Raw genomic sequence first — 17,069 nt, 5'->3', positions numbered from 1 at the left:
TCAGAGTTACTACCCGTCGGTAGGGGTCAGCTTTCGAGCAACTCGACCATGGACCGCAGCCCCTGGAGCAACTCACGACCGTCGGGCGCCTGCTCCGGATCGGTCAGCGTCTGCACCATCACCCCGCTGAGCAGCGCGATGTGCATCGACCCGAGAGCCCGTACGTCCTCCTCCGACACCTCGGCCACCGGCACCCCGCGCAGCGCGGCGGCCACCATCCGGCGGTTGCGGCGCTGCCCCTCGGCCAGGATCGCGAGCAGCTCGGGCGAGGACTGCGCGTGGACGAAGGCCTCGACGGAGGCCAACCAGAGCCAGCGCATCTCGCCGAAGTCGCGGATCTTGCGGTCCCAGGTGTCGGCGTAGCGCTCCCCGGCGGTCCCGCCCTCACCGGTGAGCCGGCCCGAGCCCGCGGCCCACTCCTCCATGGCGGCGAACAGCGCCTGGTTGAGCAGGGTCTCGCGCGATCCGAAGTGGTAGCCGATCGCGGCCATGCTCACCCCCGAGGCCGTGGCGATGTCGCGCACGGTCGTGCGCAGATAGCCCTTCTCCTCCAGGCAGCGCCGGGCTCCGGCCAGCAGGTCCTCGCGATTTCCCATGCGGGGATCGTAGCCGCGCCACCTTTTGGGCAAGCGCGCAAGACAAACGTATTGCGCGCTTGCCCAAATCCTGGCAGGCTGCAGCCATCGGAAGATCCGCAGGACCACGGGAGGCACGAGCCATGCGCCACGAGCTGAAGATCGACGACCGGACCCTCTCCTACCTGGACTTCGGCGGCCCCGGCCGGCCGCTCCTCGCCCTGCACGGCGGCATGTCCGAGGCCCTCGCCTTCACCGGCCTCGCCGAGGCCCTGGGCGAGGCGTGGCGGGTCATCGCCCCCGACCAGCGCGGCCACGGAGACTCCGACCGTGCGCCCGACCACCGCCGCGAGGGCTACGTCGCCGACGCCGTCGCCCTCCTGGACCACCTGGGCCTGGACGCCCCCGTCGCCCTCCTCGGCTACTCCCTCGGCGGGGCCAACGCCTACCACCTGGCCGCCGCCCACCCGGACCGGATCGCCGCGCTCATCGACGTCGACGCCACCGTCGAGATCAGCATCCCCACCGGGCCGAACTGGTTCGACTTCCTGGACCGCCTCCCCTACACCGCCCCCACCCGCGAGGAACTCCTCGCCGCCGCCGGACCGGCCGCACCCTTCGTCGCCGACGGACTGCGCCCCCTGGCGGACGGCACCGGATGGCGCCTCGCCTACCACCCGCAGGACATGCTCGACTCCATCCACGCCTGCGCCGGCGACCACTGGGACACCTGGCTCGCGAGCACCTGCCCGGCCCTGCTCATCCACGGCACCGGCAGCCAGGCGCTCACCCGGCCCGTCGCCGAGGCCATGGTCGCCCGCCGCCCGAAGACCTCGTACGCGCCCCTCGACGGCGACCACTTCGTGCCGTTCACGAACCCGGACGGCTTCCACACCGCGGTCGCCACCTTCCTGGCCACCCTCTGACCCACCGCGGTCCCCGCGCCACGGGGGTGCGCGCGGACATGCAGAAGGGGCGGCGGGCCCATGGCCCACCGCCCCTCCCGGGCTCTACCGCACGTGGTGCTACTTCACGTGGTGCTACTTGACGACGGTGATCCGGTTCGCCGCCGGCGGGGCGATCGGAGCCGACGCCGAGGAGTTCTTCGTCAGGTAGTCGTTGAAGCAGTCCAGGTCGGACGCGCCCACGAGCTTGTTCTTGTGCTCCTTCAGGACGGTGAAGCCGTCACCGCCGCCCGCGAGGAACTCGTTCATCGCGACCCGGTAGGTCTTCGAGGGGTCCAGCGGCACGCCGTTCAGCTTCACCGAGTCCACGACGATGCGGTCCGCGCCGGCCTTCGTCATGTCCAGGGTGTAGGTGAAGCCCTTCGACACCTGCAGGATCTTCGGGCTCGGACCGTTGACCGGGCCACTGACCTGCTGCTGGAGCGCGGTGATCAGCTGCGCGCCGGTCAGGTCCACGATGTTCATCATGTTGGTGAACGGCTGGACCGTGAAGGACTCGCCGTACGTCACCACACCGTCGCCCTCGTCACCCGAGGCCTTGTAGGCGAGGTCCGAGCGGATGCCGCCCGGGTTCATGACGGCCAGCTGCGCGCCACCCTTGTCCGCCGGAGCCAGCGCTTCGAGCTGCGCGTCGGCGATCAGGTCACCGAGCGGCTTCTCGGGCGCCTCGCTGCCGCGGCCCGGGATGTCGGCCGAGATGAAGCCCTGCGGACGGTTGGCGATCGGGGCCGCCAGCGCCTTCCAGCGGTCGATCAGCTCGGTCATGTCGGGAGCCTTCGGCTGCTCCCGACCCACGACCTTGTTCACCGGCTTCGGCGAGGTGATCGGCGTACGGACGATGTCCTTGGTCTGCCGGTCGTAGGTGAGGGTGGTGTCGGTGAACAGGCGACCGATGGAGGCGGCCGAGGTCACCGAACGCGGGTTGCCCGCCGGGTCCGGGATGTTGCAGGCGTAGGCCTGGTGCGTGTGGCCGGTGACCAGCGCGTCGACCTTCGGGTCCACGTTCTTGGCGATGTCCACGATCGCGCCCGAGATGCCGGCACCGGCGCCCGGGACGTCACAGTCGTAGTTGTACGCGCCGTTGGCGGGCAGACCGCCCTCGTGGATCAGCGCGACGATCGACTTCACGCCCTGCTTGTTCAGCTCGGCGGCGTACTTGTTGATCGTCTCGACCTCGTCGCCGAACTTCAGGCCCTTGACGCCCGCGGCGGTCACGACGTCCGGAGTGCCCTCCAGGGTGACGCCGATGAAGCCGATCTTCACGTCCCCCTTCTTCCAGATGAACGTGGGCGACATCAGCGGACGCTTGGTCTTCTCGTCCGTGACGTTGGCCGCGAGGTACTGGAATTCGGCGCCGGTGAAGTCCTTGCCGTACTCGAAGCAGCCCTCGACCGGGTGGCAGCCGCCGTAACCCATGCGGCGCAGCTCGGTCTTGCCCTCGTCGAACTCGTGGTTGCCGACGCTGGACACGTCCAGGCCGATCTTGTTCAGCGCCTCGATGCTCGGCTCGTCGTGGAAGAGCCCGGACAGCATCGGGCTGCCGCCGATCATGTCACCGGCCGCGGCCGTGACGGAGTACTCGTGGCCCTTGCGGGCCTCGCGCAGGCTGGTCGCGAGGTACTCGACACCGCCCGCGGGTATGGCCTTGGTGGTGCCGTCGGCCTGACGCTCGGTCACGGTGCCGGAAGAGCCCTGCGGGGGCTCCAGGGTGCCGTGGAAGTCGTTGAACGACAGCATCTGCACATCGACGGTCCGGCTCTTGGCCGCACCGCCACCACTCGCGGCACCGGCCGGAAGTGCGGCCGCGACCATCGCCCCGGCTCCGGCCGTGACGGCGAGAGCGGCGAGGGTCAACCGGCGGGTTCGGCGGTGCCGTTGTGGCGTCGCTGACATTTAGTCCCCTTATGTGACAGCGGTAAGACTTGGGAGGTCCGCCGAAGCCTAAGGTCAACGCGCGTAGCTCTACCAGGGGGTAGCGGTATCGCGTTGGTTACGCGCAGAAGAAGCACCGACCACGCGCCCGCACTCCACCCCTCCCCACGGCGGTCGTACGCTCGTGTCATGACTGACGCAGCAGCGGCCCTGGAGCCGGGACGGCAGATTCAGACCCTCGACGAGCTGACGGAGGAACAGGCGAGCGCCGTACTCGACCTCATCGAGGACGCGGCACGCACGGACGGCACCACCGCCGTGTCCGAACAGGGCCGGCTCCAGCTGCGCGGGGGGCCGCGCGAGGGGATCCGACACTTCCTGCTCACCGAGGGCGGCCGACTCTCCGCCTACGGGCAACTGGAGGACACCGACCCGGTGGAGGCCCCGGCAGCCGAACTCGTCGTGCACCCGGCCCTGCGCGGGCGCGGGCACGGTCGAGCCATGGGCACGGCCCTGCTGGCCGCCTCCGGCAAGCGGCTACGGGTCTGGGCGCACGGCGGGAAGTCCGCCGCCCGGCACCTCGCGCAGGTGCTCGGCCTCACCCTCTTCCGCGAGCTGCGCCAACTGCGCCGCCCGCTGACCGAGGGGGACCCGCTGCCGGAGCCGGTACTCCCGCCCGGGGTGACCGTACGGACCTTCGTGCCCGGCGCCGACGACACGGCCTGGCTCACGGCGAACGCGGCCGCCTTCGCCCATCACCCCGAGCAGGGCTCGCTGACCCAGCGCGACCTGGACGACCGGATCGCGCAGCCGTGGTTCGACCCCAAGGGGTTCTTCCTCGCGGAGCGCGACGGCCGGCTCGTCGGCTTCCACTGGACGAAGGTCCACACCGCCGAGCAGCTGGGCGAGGTCTACGTGGTCGGCGTCCGCCCGGGCGCCCAGGGCGGCGGCCTCGGCAAGGCCCTCACCGCGATCGGCCTGCGCCACCTGGCGGCCCAGGGCCTGCCGACGGCCATGCTCTACGTGGACGCCGACAACCCGGCGGCCCTGGCCGTGTACGAGGGCCTCGGCTTCACCACCCACGAGGTGGACCTGATGTACCGCACGGAAAGCTGACCCACCCCGGCCCCACCGGCGCACCCTCCCACCCCCACCGGCGCACCCTCCCACCCCCACCGGCGCACCCTCCCAGCCCCGCCGGCGCACCTTCCCAGCCCCGCCGGCGTTTGAGGCGCGGGTCCGGGCAGCGCCCGGCGGGGGCCCGGGGGCAGCGCCCCCGGCAACGGCGCCGCACCCGGCACACCACGCACCGCACCCGCACCCGCACCCGCGTACGCCGGGGTGCACCGGCCCCCGCCACCCCACCGGGAGGCGACCCGTGCACCCCGTCGGACCCGGGAAGCCACACGCCATTAACCAGGCATTCAGACGCGCTTGCGACTCTCCCCCAATGCAGCCCCGCCTCCGACTGACGGCCGACTCGTCCGACGTGCCTGTCCTCCCGCGTGCGCGGAAGAATGGAGTCATGAGCCACCAGCCCAGCGCAGGCCCCACCGAGGTCCCCGCCCAGCACCCGTCTCACACCCCCGCCACCGCCTCCGGCGCCGCCCCCGGCCGGGCCGTCACCGGAGCCCACGCCCGCATAGGGTCCATCTCCGCACACCGCCCGCACGTCGATCTCGAACCCGATCTCGACGCGGATCTGGACGCCTACGAGGACAAGGACGGCGACGACGAGCTCCCCCCGGGACGCTTCCTCGACCGGGAGCGCAGCTGGCTCGCCTTCAACGAGCGGGTGCTGGAGCTCGCCGAGGACCCGACGACGCCCCTGCTGGAGCGCGCCAACTTCCTGGCGATCTTCGCGAGCAACCTCGACGAGTTCTTCATGGTGCGCGTGGCCGGCCTCAAGCGGCGCATCGCGACCGGCGTCGCCACCCGTTCGGCCTCCGGCCTGCAGCCCCGCGAGGTGCTGGACCTCATCTGGACGCGCTCGCGCGAGCTCATGGCCCGGCACGCCGCCTGCTTCCAGCAGGACATCTCCCCGGCACTCGCCGAGGAAGGCGTCCACCTGATCCGCTGGCCGGATCTCACCGAGAAGGAGCAGGCGCGCCTCTTCACCCTGTTCCGCAACCAGATCTTCCCGGTGCTCACCCCGCTGGCCGTGGACCCCGCGCACCCGTTCCCGTACATCTCCGGCCTCTCCCTGAACCTGGCCGTGGTCGTACGCAACCCCGTCAGCGGCCACCGCCACTTCGCCCGGGTCAAGGTCCCGCCGCTGCTGTCCCGCTTCCTGGAGGCCTCCCCGCAGCGCTACGTCCCGCTGGAGGACGTCATCGCCGCGCACCTGGAGGAGCTGTTCCCCGGCATGGAGGTGCTCGCGCACCACATGTTCCGGGTGACCCGCAACGAGGACCTGGAGGTCGAGGAGGACGACGCCGAGAACCTCCTCCAGGCCCTGGAGAAGGAGCTCATGCGGCGCCGCTTCGGCCCGCCCGTCCGCCTGGAGGTCGAGGAGTCCATCGACCCGGGCGTACTGGACCTGCTGGTCCAGGAGCTGAAGGTCAACGCCTCCGAGGTCTACCCGCTGCCCGGCCCACTGGACCTGACCGCCCTCTTCGGCATCGCCTCGCTGGACATCCCGGAGCTGAAGTACCCGAAGTTCGTCGCCGGCACCCACCGCGACCTCGCCGAGGTCGAGTCCGCGTCCGCGCCCGACATCTTCGCCGCCCTGCGCGAGCGGGACGTCCTGCTGCACCACCCGTACGACTCCTTCTCCACCTCGGTGCAGGCCTTCCTGGAGCAGGCCGCCGCCGACCCGGACGTCCTCGCCATCAAGCAGACGCTCTACCGCACCTCCGGCGACTCCCCGATCGTGGACGCCCTGATCGACGCCGCCGACTCCGGCAAGCAGGTCCTCGTACTCGTCGAGATCAAGGCCCGCTTCGACGAGCAGGCCAACATCAAATGGGCCCGCAAGCTGGAGGAGTCCGGCTGCCACGTCGTCTACGGGCTCGTCGGCCTCAAGACCCACTGCAAGCTCTCGCTCGTCGTCCGCCAGGAGGGCGACCAGCTGCGCCGCTACTCGCACGTCGGCACCGGCAACTACCACCCCAAGACCGCCCGGCTCTACGAGGACCTCGGCCTGCTCACCGCCGACCCGCAGGTCGGCGCGGACCTCTCCGACCTCTTCAACCGGCTGTCCGGCTACTCGCGCCGCGAGACCTACCGCCGGCTGATGGTGGCGCCCCGCTCACTGCGGGACGGACTGATAGCGCGGATCGACAAGGAGGCCGCCCACCACAAGGCCGGCCGCCCCGCCTACGTACGGCTCAAGATGAACTCGATCGTCGACGAGGCCCTCATCGACTCGCTCTACCGGGCCTCCCAGGCGGGAGTGCCCGTCGACATCTGGGTGCGCGGCATCTGCGCCGTGCGCCCCGGGGTCCCCGGACTCTCGGACAACATCCGGGTCCGCTCGATCCTCGGCCGCTTCCTGGAACACTCCCGGGTCTTCGCCTTCGGCAACGGCGGCGAACCCGAGGTGTGGATCGGCAGCGCCGACATGATGCACCGCAACCTCGACCGCCGTATCGAGGCACTGGTCAGGGTCGCCGACCCGGCCCACCGCGCGGCACTGGACCGGATGCTGGAAACCGGGATGTCCGACGCCACCTCCTCCTGGCACCTGGGCCCGGACGGCGAGTGGACGCGGCACAGCACGGACGCGGACGGCCAGCCGCTGCGGCACGTACAGGAGACGCTCATAGACGCCCGGAGGCGCCGGCGTGGCTCAGCCAAACCATGACCCGATTACGGCGACGGCGGACGCGGGTGCCGTGCTCGGCACGTACCTGCGCGCCCAGGCCACCGCTTTCCTGCGCGCGCTGCGCCTCCACGCGGAGAACGGGGGGAGCGGGGCCGACGCCACCGAAGGAAGCGACGCGGCGCGCAGCCTGCGGGGGGCTGCGCGCCGCATCAGCGGATCCCTGGCCACCTTCCGGGTGGTGACCGAGTCCTCCTGGGCGGACGGACTGCGCACCGAGCTGGTGTGGCTGTCCTCGACGCTGGCCGACGAGCACGCCTACGCGGCCCGGCTGACCCGGCTGATGGACGCCCTGCACCGGCTGTCGGGGTCTGGGGAGCTGCCCGCCCCGCGCGGCTCGGCCGGCGCGCTGACGGTGGGCTCCGCGCGGGCGGGCGCGCTGCTGGAACGGCAGCTGACCCTGGCCCGTACGCGCGCCCACTCGGCCACCCTCCAGGCCCTCGGCTCCTCCCGCTTCCACGCGGTGGCGGACGCGGTGGCGGTGCTGGCCTCGGAGGTCCCGCTGGACGTGGTAGCCGCCCGGGGCCAGGTGTCGGACGTACTCGTCCCACTGGCGGCCGTGGCCGAAACCCGCCTGTCGGCGGCGGTCGCGGTGCTGCCCCCCGTCGACGGGGCCCAGCCGTACAACGCCTACAACGCGGACCACGACGGGCCCTGGCACGAGGTACGCCGCCTGCTGCGGATCCACCGGTACGCGCGGGAGGCCCTCGGCGAGGACGTGACCCGGCCGGCGGCCGCGGGCGAGGCCCTGGACCGCCACCGCGACGCGGCCGAGGCGGCGACCGCCTCGGCGACGGCGGCCCGCACCCCGCGCATCGCCCCGGCGACGGCCTACGCCCTCGGTGTCCTGCACGCCGACCAGCGCCACGAGGTCGAGGCCGCCCGTCTCGCGTTCCGGCATCTCTGGCTTCCGGAGCCCGCGGTCACGTCGCGATAACGTCGGGGTAACGGATGATGACGGCTGTGTGCGCCACGCCCGTGACGCACCGGGTCGTCCGCCACGGTTCACCATCCGTTCACTCGGCCCGGTCGGCTGCTTCACCTGTTCTGCCTAATTTCGGTGATGCACGGAGCGAGTCGCCCGGAGGTCGAGCAGCTCAGCCGCGCACAACCGACGTAGTCCTCTTCGCACGCCGCCCCGATACAGAAAGCGGCCGGCGGCTTCTGGAAGGAACACCCGAAAAGTGAAGCTTCAGCGCAAGAACATGCTTCGTGCCTCCGCCCTCGGGGCGCTTGTCGTGTCCGGCGCCCTGGTCCTCACGGCGTGCGGCTCGGACGACAACACCAAGACGGCCGACGGCTCGGCGAAGCCCTCCGCGGCCGCCGCGGGCGACATCAAGTGCGACGACGCCAAGGGCAAGCTCCTGGCCTCCGGCTCCTCCGCGCAGAAGAACGCGATCGAGCTGTGGATCAAGAACTACATGGCCGCCTGCTCCGGCGTCGAGGTGAACTACAAGTCCTCCTCCTCCGGTGAGGGCATCGTCGCCTTCAACCAGGGCACCGTCGGTTTCGCCGGCTCCGACTCGGCGCTGAAGCCGGAGCAGGTCGAGGAGTCGAAGAAGATCTGCACCGGTGGCCAGGGCATCGACCTCCCCATGGTCGGCGGCCCGATCGCCCTCGGCTTCAACGTCGCCGGCGTCGACAAGCTGAACCTCGACGCCGCCACGGTCGCCAACATCTTCAACGACAAGATCAAGAAGTGGGACGACGAGGCGATCAAGAAGCTGAACCCCGGCGTCACGCTTCCCTCCACCGCAATCCAGGCCTTCCACCGCTCCGACGACTCGGGCACCACCGAGAACCTCACCAAGTACCTCAAGGCCACCGCGGGCGACGCCTGGCCGTACGAGGCCGCGAAGAAGTGGGCCGCCCCGGGCGGTCAGTCGGCCTCCGGCTCCTCCAGCGTCGCCGCCCAGGTCAAGCAGGTCGACGGTGCGATCGGCTACTTCGAGCTCTCCTTCGCCAGCTCGCAGAGCATCAAGACCGTCGACCTGAACACCGGTGCCGCCGCCCCGGTCAAGGCCAGCGGTGAGAACGCCTCCAAGGCCATCGCCGCCGCCAAGATCGCCGGCACCGGCTCCGACCTGGCGCTCAAGCTCGACTACACCACCAAGGCCGAGGGCGCCTACCCGCTCGTCCTGGTGACCTACGAGGTCGTCTGCGACAAGGGCAACAAGGCCGAGACGCTCCCGACCGTGAAGTCCTTCCTGAACTACGCGGCCTCGGACGCCGGCCAGAAGGTCCTGCTGGAGAACGGCTACGCGCCGATCCCCGCCGAGATCAACACCAAGGTCCGCGAGGTCATCAACACCCTCGGCTGAATCCTGACCCCCGAGGTGTCGGCCGCCCCCGTCCGGGCAGCCGACACCCCGGGGACCCTTCCCCTTCCACCCAGGGGAATCCGGTGCACCGCCGCCAGGGGGCCTGCCCCCCACACAGACCGGAAAGACCATGGCTTCCACCACACCCACCCAGATAGACACGGCTCCGCCTGTCGCCAAGAGCGAAGGGTCCACCGGCCGCGCCGGTGACAAGATCTTCGCCGGCCTCTCCAAGGGCTCCGGCATCCTGCTCCTGGTGATCATGGCGTCGATCGCCGCCTTCCTCACCTACCGCGCCTCGATCGCCCTGTCGAAGAACGAGGGCAACTTCCTCACCACCTTCGACTGGAACGCGTCGGCCAACCCGCCCGTCTTCGGCATCGCCGTCCTGCTCTTCGGCACCGTCGTCAGCTCGATCGTCGCGATGGCCATCGCCGTACCGATCGCTGTCGGCATCGCCCTGTTCATCTCGCACTACGCGCCGCGCAAGCTGGCCGCGCCCCTCGCCTACACGGTCGACCTGCTGGCCGCCGTGCCGTCGATCATCTACGGCATCTGGGGCGCCCTCTTCCTCGTCCCGCAGCTGAACGGCCTGAACCTCTGGCTCGACGAGTACCTGGGCTGGACGTACGTCTTCGACAAGACCCAGGTCGGCGTGGCCCGTTCGCTCTTCACCGTCGGCATCCTGCTCGCGATCATGATCCTGCCGATCGTGACCAGCGTCAGCCGTGAGGTCTTCCTCCAGGTCCCGCGCATGAACGAGGAGGCCGCCCTGGCCCTCGGCGCGACCCGCTGGGAGGTCATCCGCATGTCGGTGCTGCCCTTCGGCCGCTCCGGCGTCATCTCCGCCTCGATGCTCGGCCTGGGCCGCGCCCTCGGCGAGACCATGGCCGTCGCGACCGTCCTCTCCCCGAGCTTCCTGATCTCCGGCCACATCCTGGACCCGGGCGGCGGCACGTTCGCGCAGAACATCGCCGCGAAGTTCGACGAGGCCAACGAGTTCGGCCGCGACGCTCTGATCGCCTCCGGCCTGGTCCTCTTCCTGCTCACCCTGCTGGTCAACGGTGCAGCTCGCCTGATCATCGCTCGCCGCAAGGACTTCTCGGGGGCGAACGCCTGATGAGCCACGCACTCCAGGACCCGCGCCCCACCCGGGCCCGCAAGTCCCCCGCCCCCGCCGGCCTCACCCGCGGCGGCCTGCCCCGCTGGGCCCCGGCGGCCATCGCGGTCCTCTCGATCGCCCTCGGCTGCGGCATCGGCCTCGTCTTCGGCCTCGACAGCAAGATCCAGTGGGGTCTGCTCGCGGCGCTGCTCTTCGTCGCCGTCACGTACACCGCCAGCTCGGTGATCGAGAACCGCCGCCAGGCCAAGGACCGCGTCGCGACCTCCCTCGTGTGGGTCTGCTTCGTCCTCGCGGTCATCCCGCTGCTCTCGCTGATGTGGACCACGATCAGCCGCGGCCTGAAGCTGCTGAGCGGCAACTTCCTCAGCCACTCCATGAACGGCGTGACCAGCTTCGACGAGGGCGGCGGCGTCTACCACGCCCTGCTCGGCACCATCGAGCAGGTCGCCCTCGCCACACTGATCGCGGCCCCCATCGGCCTGCTGACCGCCGTGTACCTGGTCGAGTACGGCAAGGGCCGCCTCGCCAAGTCCGTCACCTTCTTCGTCGACGTCATGACCGGCATCCCCTCCATCGTCGCGGGCCTGTTCATCCTGACGACCTGGAACCTGATGCTCGGCTTCGGCCCGTCCGGCTTCGCCGGCGCCATGGCCCTGTCGATCCTGATGATGCCGGTCGTGGTCCGCTCCACCGAGGAGATGCTCAAGCTCGTCCCGAACGAGCTGCGCGAGGCCGCCCTCGCCCTCGGTGTGCCGAAGTGGCGCGTGATCCTCAAAGTCGTGCTCCCGACCGCCATCGGCGGCATCTCCACCGGTGTGATGCTGGCCGTCGCCCGCATCGCCGGCGAGACCGCGCCGATCATGCTGCTGGTCTTCGGCTCCCAGCTGATCAACGGCAACCCCTTCGAAGGCGCCCAGTCCTCGCTCCCCCTCTACATTTGGGAGCAGTACAAGGTCGGTAGTGAAGCCTCCTACGACCGGGCCTGGGCCGCAGCCCTCGTCCTGATCGCCTTCGTCATGATCCTCAATCTGGTGGCCCGCGGCATCGCCCGCTGGAAGGCCCCGAAGACCGGTCGCTGACGCGACTTATGAAAGCGAAGTGACCCCTCATGGCGAAGCGAATCGACGTCTCCGGACTGTCCGCCTTCTACGGCACCCACAAGGCCATCGATGACATCTCGATGACCGTGGAGCCCCGCTCCGTGACCGCCTTCATCGGCCCCTCCGGCTGCGGCAAGTCCACCTTCCTGCGCACCCTCAACCGCATGCACGAGGTCACCCCCGGCGGCCGCGTGGAGGGCAAGGTCCTGCTGGACGACGAGAACCTGTACGGCACCGGCGTGGACCCCGTCGCGGTCCGCCGCACGGTCGGCATGGTCTTCCAGCGCCCGAACCCCTTCCCCACCATGTCGATCTTCGACAACGTGGCGGCGGGCCTGCGGCTGAACGGCAACTACAAGAAGTCCGAGCTCACGGACATCGTCGAGAAGTCGCTCCAGGGCGCCAACCTCTGGAACGAGGTCAAGGACCGCCTGAACAAGCCCGGCTCCGGCCTCTCCGGCGGCCAGCAGCAGCGTCTGTGCATCGCCCGCGCCATCGCGGTCGAGCCCCAGGTCCTGCTGATGGACGAGCCCTGCTCCGCCCTCGACCCGATCTCCACCCTGGCGATCGAGGACCTGATCGGCGAGCTCAAGGAGCGCTTCACGATCGTCATCGTGACGCACAACATGCAGCAGGCGGCCCGCGTCTCGGACCGCACCGCCTTCTTCAACCTCTCGGCCGTCGGCCAGCCCGGCAAGCTCATCGAGCTCGACGACACGGACCGGATCTTCTCGAACCCGTCCGTCCAGGCGACCGAGGACTACATCTCGGGTCGCTTCGGCTAACCGGGACCGCACGTCCTGCGGTGCTGCATGGCGGTGCCACCGCAAGGCGAAAGAAAGAAAAGGGCCGGCTCCCCCTGGGTGGGGGGAGCCGGCCCGCTTTCGTTCCCGCGCCCTACACGAACGCGAGGTCCACGACCCAGAAGCTCAGCGCGGCGAGAAGGGCCGCGGCCCGGCACTAGCCGACGAACGCGAGATCCACGACCCAGAAACTCAGCGCGGCGACCAAGGCCGCGGCCGGCATCGTGATGAACCAGCCCAGCACGATGTTCTTGGCGACGCCCCAGCGGACCGCGTTCACGCGCTTGGTCGCACCCACACCCATGATCGCCGAGGTGATCACGTGGGTGGTGGAGATCGGCGCGTGGAAGAGGAACGCCGAGCCGAACATGATGGACGCACCGGTGGTCTCGGCCGCGAAGCCCTGCGGCGGGTCCAGCTCGATGATCTTGCGGCCGAGCGTACGCATGATGCGCCAGCCGCCCGCGTACGTACCCAGCGACAGCATCACCGCGCACACGACCTTGACCCAGACCGGGATCGCCTCGTCGGCGGTCTGCACATCCGCGATGACCAGGGCCATCACGACGATACCCATCGTCTTCTGGGCGTCCTGGAGGCCGTGGCCGAGCGCCATCGCCGCCGCCGACACCGTCTGCGCGATACGGAAGCCGTGCTTGGCCTTGTGCGGGTTGGACCGGCGGAACATCCACAGGATGGCCACCATCACCAGGTAACCGACGACCAGACCGACGACCGGCGAGACGAACATCGGGATGACGACCTTGTCGAGGACGCCCGACCAGATCACCTCGGTACCGCCGGCCAGCGCCGCACCCACCATGCCGCCGAACAGCGCGTGCGAGGAGGACGAGGGCAGACCGAAGTACCAGGTGATCAGGTTCCAGACGATCGCGCCGACCAGCGCCGCGAAGAGGATCCACATGCCCGTGGCGCCCGTGGGCGTCTCGATCAGACCCTGGCTGACCGTCTTGGCCACACCGCTGCCGAGGAAGGCGCCGGCGAGGTTCATCACGGCCGCCATCGCCAACGCCGCGCGCGGGGTCAGCGCCCGCGTGGAGACGGACGTCGCGATCGCGTTCGCGGAGTCGTGAAAACCGTTCGTATAGGTAAAGCCGAGCGCGACACCGATGGTCACGACCAGAGCGAAGGTGTCCACGAGGTTCAGGACTCCTTGACCGCGATGGTCTCCACCGTGTTCGCAACGTGCTCGAACGCGTCGGCCGCCTCTTCGAGCACGTCGACGATCTGCTTGAGCTTCAGCACCTCGATGGCGTCGTACTTGCCGTTGAAGAGCTGGGCGAGCAGCTTGCGGTGGATCTGGTCGGCCTGGTTCTCGAGGCGGTTGACCTCGATCCAGTACTCGGTCAGGTTGTCCATCGTCCGCAGGTGCGGCATGGCCTCGGCGGTCAGCTCGGCCGCGCGCGCCAGCACCTCGATCTGCTGCTCGACACCCTTGGGGAGCTCCTCCACGTTGTAGAGGACGACGAGATCGACGGCCTCCTCCATGAAGTCCATGATGTCGTCGAGCGACGAGGCCAGGTTGTAGATGTCCTCGCGGTCGAACGGCGTGATGAAGGAGGAGTTCAGCTGGTGGAAGATCGCGTGCGTGGCGTCGTCCCCCGCGTGCTCCGCTGCCCGCATCCGCTCCGCGATCTCGGCCCGGGCGGAGGAGTCCGCTCCGAGCAGTTCCATCAGGAGCTTGGAGCCCGTGACGATGTTGTCCGCGGATGCGGCGAACATGTCGTAGAAGCTCGTCTCCCTGGGGGTCAGACGAAATCGCACGTGAGGTCCTCGGGGTGCATTGGATTCGGTCAGGCTGATGCTAGGCGCATCCCCCGGCCACGGCTAACCGGCCGTTCCCCAGTGTCCTCCATCGGGCAGAGTGAGAACCACGGACCCCTGCCCCGGGCGGCGCGGCCCAGTATCCTATACCCATGAGGGGTATGCGTTCCCGCATGCACCCCTCGTTCCGGACCACGGGAGGACGTATGACGACCATCGAGGCGGAGGGCTCCGGAGCCGTCCACGGCTACCACCACCAGAAGGACGAGCACCTCAAGCGGCTGCGCCGGATCGAGGGCCAGATCCGCGGCCTCCAGCGGCTCGTCGACGAGGACGTCTACTGCATCGACATACTCACCCAGGTCTCGGCGAGCACGAAGGCACTGCAGTCCTTCGCGCTCCAGCTGCTGGAGGAGCACCTGCGGCACTGCGTCGCGGACGCGGCGGTCAAGGGCGGCACCGAGATCGACGCCAAGGTCGAAGAAGCCACCAAAGCCATCGCCCGCCTCCTCCGCACCTGACCCGCCCCGGCGAATCCCAGCCCCGCCGGCGCCTGACGCGCACCCTCCGCGCCCCGCGAATCCCAGCCCCGCCGGCGTTTGAGGCGCGGGGTCTGGGGCGGAGCCCCAGCAGCGGCGCGGCAGCCGACAGCGGGACCCGCGCACACACCATCCACGACCCCGCGGGAGGCGACCCGGCCGGAGGCGACCCGGCCTGAAGGCGACCGGTCAGTGCCCGAGCAGGACCTCGTCGATACGGTCCAGGCTCAGCCGCTCCTCCGCGGCCGCCGACGCGGCGATGATCAGCTCACCACACAGCTCGATCTCGGCGAGAGCAACGTGGTCCTGCACCGTCGTACCGCCTGCGGGAGTCACGCGTGTCACCTCAATCTGCCACCGGCCACCGGCCGTCATCGGTCATCGGTCATCGGTCATCGGTCATACCGCACCGCACCACGCGCCGGCGCCCGGCTTCTCAGCGTAGGGAGGCCGTGCCGTCCCCCGCATGACACGGATGGACCATTTCCGGATACCCGGCCGTGGCCCGATCGCGCCGTCCGCTCCCCCTCCGACTCACTGATCGGAGATCTTCCCGGCGTAAATGTCCCCACTTGCGGGCAATACGACGGTCACCGGCGTCCCGAACCCGTACAGCAGCGTGGTCGAGGACACATCGATCACGCCATTGTTGACGTACGTGAAACGGTGCCTGACCTTCCGCAGGCGCCCCTCCTCGTCGAGGTAGGCGTCGAACGGCACCGTGTCCGTGCTGAACCCTTTCGCCGCCGCCTCCAGTGCCCCCCGTACCTCCGGCGACGCGCTCCCCGCCGCCCGCCCGATGTCCGTGGTCCCCCGGTAGTGCCGCACCTTGGTGCCCGCCACCTCGGTCTCCCCCACGTACGTCACCTCCTGCGCGCCCCGCAACAGCTCGGCCGCGACCAGCGGGTCGGTGGCCCCGCCCGTGACCAGGTTCCCGTCGTTCAGGGTCGTCGTGTCGACCCGGACCCACTTGTCGTCCGGGACGCCCGCGCCCCGGTTCTTCATGTAGAGCGCGCCCGGCACGAGCAGCTCGGTGATGGGCCGGTGCTCGGCCTTGCCCTTCACATCGGCCGGGAGCATCACCAGGAGCTGGCCCATCCGCTTCTTGAAGTCGACACCGCCCTCACCGCGGATCGTGACCCGGGTGCCGCCCGTCGCCATCTCCATGGCCGTACGGGCCCGGGCGCTGCCGGTCCTCGCCAGTGCGTCGGCGGCCCCGCGGACCACCGCCGCCGCGTCCGCCGGAGGCCGGCCGTCGCTCGCGTCGCCCGCGCACCCGGTCATCGTCGAGACCGCCAGGGTGACGCCGGCGGCGAGAACCGCCTCACCCGCACGCCCGCGTGGCCGCCTGTGCTGGTGATCCACCATCGCCTGCCAACCCCCAACGCATGACCGCTGCTTGCCCGAGGCCCCCACCCGCTCCGTTTAACGAGGTCCGCGGTTTCCCGTCACGGGGGCGCACCCTCCCCCGCGCGCCGCCCGCCCCGGTACCGTGGACCTGTGGAACCGCACACCGACGCGACCCTGGTCCCTCCGCTCGACTCCCTGCCGCTCCCGAGACCGCACGCGCAGCCGGAGCCGCCGACCGGCCACACCACATCCACCGCAGATCGCGGATCGTTCTGCCTGGCCGTCTGCACGTGCGGCTGGAACGGCCCCGCCCGCCGCTCCCGCGACCTGGCCCGCAAGGACGCCGCCCGGCACCCGAGCCCTTAGGGCGTGTCTTGCGGATCGGGCCGGGCTCGCCCGTTCGGACGGCCCGGCTGGCCGGGGCGCGCCGCAGCGGATGCCCTTGACTCATGCCAGGTTCCGCAGCCCGCCTCGCGACCCTTCTCTGGGCCCTGCTCATCGTGTCCGCCCCGGCCGCCGCGGCCTGGGCCCGACCCGTGGGCTCGGCGGACAGCCCCGCCGACGTGGCCCTGGCCATCGGGCTCACCTCGGCCGCGGCCGCGGCGACCGGCTGGTGGCTGCGTTCCCGGTACCGCCGCGACTCCGACGGCGGCGATCCCTGATGCGGCGCTCCCGACCGAAGGCGGTGCGGGTGTGCTTCGGGGCCGCGGTGCTGTGCCTGCTGGCGGCCGCGCTGCTCGCCGTATGGAACGCGTACGCGCAGACCTGATCGACCCGGTGGACCCGATCGACCCGATCCCGACCGCGAATCCG

General features: G+C 70.3%; 17 protein-coding genes. 11 read left to right on the top strand and 6 right to left on the bottom strand.

Going from position 1 to position 17,069, the window contains the following annotated elements; all coding sequences use genetic code 11:
* Positions 1-26: 26 nt before the first annotated feature.
* Positions 27-596 carry a TetR/AcrR family transcriptional regulator gene (locus tag BCL76_RS14760; RefSeq protein WP_109779975.1) on the bottom strand — a complete coding sequence of 190 codons (570 nt, stop codon included), beginning with the start codon at positions 594-596 and terminating at the stop codon, positions 27-29.
* Between the two features lie 122 nt (positions 597-718).
* Here BCL76_RS14760 and BCL76_RS14755 point away from each other — a divergent pair, with 122 nt between their 5' ends.
* Positions 719-1,501 (top strand): alpha/beta fold hydrolase, encoded by a 783-nt coding sequence (locus BCL76_RS14755; protein WP_109779974.1) that lies wholly within the window; start codon positions 719-721, stop codon positions 1,499-1,501.
* A 114-nt stretch (positions 1,502-1,615) separates the two neighbouring features.
* On the opposite strand, the gene BCL76_RS14750 is transcribed toward BCL76_RS14755, so the two are convergent.
* Positions 1,616-3,433, bottom strand: a complete 1,818-nt coding sequence (locus BCL76_RS14750; protein WP_109779973.1) for a bifunctional metallophosphatase/5'-nucleotidase — start codon at positions 3,431-3,433, stop codon at positions 1,616-1,618.
* 168 nt (positions 3,434-3,601) lie between these two features.
* Here BCL76_RS14750 and mshD point away from each other — a divergent pair, with 168 nt between their 5' ends.
* The 7 genes from mshD to pstB all read left to right on the top strand — a co-directional run bounded on the left by mshD (position 3,602) and on the right by pstB (position 12,564).
* Entirely contained in the window at positions 3,602-4,528 is a 927-nt protein-coding gene (gene mshD, locus BCL76_RS14745) for a mycothiol synthase (protein ID WP_109779972.1), read from the top strand.
* Between the two features lie 409 nt (positions 4,529-4,937).
* A complete protein-coding gene (locus BCL76_RS14740; protein ID WP_109779971.1) occupies positions 4,938-7,217 on the top strand; it encodes an RNA degradosome polyphosphate kinase in 2,280 nt (759 codons plus the stop codon).
* Positions 7,198-8,172, top strand: a complete 975-nt coding sequence (locus BCL76_RS14735) for a CHAD domain-containing protein (RefSeq protein ID WP_109779970.1) — start codon at positions 7,198-7,200, stop codon at positions 8,170-8,172. The genes BCL76_RS14740 and BCL76_RS14735 overlap by 20 nt, the downstream gene beginning before the upstream one ends.
* 247 nt (positions 8,173-8,419) lie before the next feature.
* Positions 8,420-9,556 (top strand): phosphate ABC transporter substrate-binding protein PstS, encoded by a 1,137-nt coding sequence (gene pstS, locus BCL76_RS14730; RefSeq protein ID WP_030768171.1) that lies wholly within the window; start codon positions 8,420-8,422, stop codon positions 9,554-9,556.
* 130 nt (positions 9,557-9,686) lie between these two features.
* On the top strand, positions 9,687-10,676 hold the full coding sequence (pstC, locus tag BCL76_RS14725) for a phosphate ABC transporter permease subunit PstC (RefSeq protein ID WP_109779969.1): 990 nt from the start codon (positions 9,687-9,689) through the stop codon (positions 10,674-10,676).
* Complete coding sequence (gene pstA, locus BCL76_RS14720) at positions 10,676-11,758, top strand: phosphate ABC transporter permease PstA (RefSeq protein WP_109779968.1); 1,083 nt, start codon at positions 10,676-10,678, stop codon at positions 11,756-11,758. Before pstC ends, pstA begins: the two co-directional genes overlap by 1 nt.
* A 29-nt stretch (positions 11,759-11,787) precedes the next feature.
* The gene (gene pstB, locus BCL76_RS14715; RefSeq protein ID WP_030768179.1) at positions 11,788-12,564 is read left to right on the top strand and encodes a phosphate ABC transporter ATP-binding protein PstB; all 777 of its coding nucleotides are present in this window, start codon (positions 11,788-11,790) and stop codon (positions 12,562-12,564) included.
* 175 nt (positions 12,565-12,739) lie between these two features.
* Here the strand turns inward: pstB and BCL76_RS14710 are convergent, their stop codons facing one another.
* Both BCL76_RS14710 and BCL76_RS14705 read right to left on the bottom strand, forming a co-directional pair.
* Entirely contained in the window at positions 12,740-13,741 is a 1,002-nt protein-coding gene (locus tag BCL76_RS14710) for an inorganic phosphate transporter (protein ID WP_109779967.1), read from the bottom strand.
* 5 nt (positions 13,742-13,746) lie between these two features.
* On the bottom strand, positions 13,747-14,367 hold the full coding sequence (locus BCL76_RS14705; protein WP_008742369.1) for a DUF47 domain-containing protein: 621 nt from the start codon (positions 14,365-14,367) through the stop codon (positions 13,747-13,749).
* A 206-nt stretch (positions 14,368-14,573) separates the two neighbouring features.
* On the opposite strand from BCL76_RS14705, the gene BCL76_RS14700 reads away from it, so the two are divergent.
* A complete protein-coding gene (locus tag BCL76_RS14700) occupies positions 14,574-14,888 on the top strand; it encodes a metal-sensitive transcriptional regulator (protein ID WP_030009310.1) in 315 nt (104 codons plus the stop codon).
* A gap of 207 nt (positions 14,889-15,095) precedes the next feature.
* On the opposite strand, the gene BCL76_RS14695 is transcribed toward BCL76_RS14700, so the two are convergent.
* Positions 15,096-15,281, bottom strand: a complete 186-nt coding sequence (locus BCL76_RS14695) for a hypothetical protein (protein ID WP_037883851.1) — start codon at positions 15,279-15,281, stop codon at positions 15,096-15,098.
* Between the two features lie 159 nt (positions 15,282-15,440).
* On the bottom strand, positions 15,441-16,274 hold the full coding sequence (locus tag BCL76_RS14690; RefSeq protein WP_030768184.1) for a hypothetical protein: 834 nt from the start codon (positions 16,272-16,274) through the stop codon (positions 15,441-15,443).
* A gap of 132 nt (positions 16,275-16,406) precedes the next feature.
* Between BCL76_RS14690 and BCL76_RS14685 the strand changes: the two genes are divergently transcribed.
* Together BCL76_RS14685 and BCL76_RS14680 are read left to right on the top strand one after the other, a co-directional pair.
* A complete protein-coding gene (locus BCL76_RS14685) occupies positions 16,407-16,622 on the top strand; it encodes a hypothetical protein (RefSeq protein WP_109779966.1) in 216 nt (71 codons plus the stop codon).
* Positions 16,623-16,705: 83 nt separating this feature from the next.
* Positions 16,706-16,918, top strand: a complete 213-nt coding sequence (locus BCL76_RS14680; RefSeq protein ID WP_109779965.1) for a hypothetical protein — start codon at positions 16,706-16,708, stop codon at positions 16,916-16,918.
* Positions 16,919-17,069 lie beyond the last annotated feature (151 nt).

Source organism: Streptomyces sp. CG 926 (assembly GCF_003148825.1).
Lineage (GTDB): Bacteria > Actinomycetota > Actinomycetes > Streptomycetales > Streptomycetaceae > Streptomyces.
Note: the sequence above shows the minus strand (reverse complement) of the source record. Positions and strands in the feature narration are given on the sequence as shown.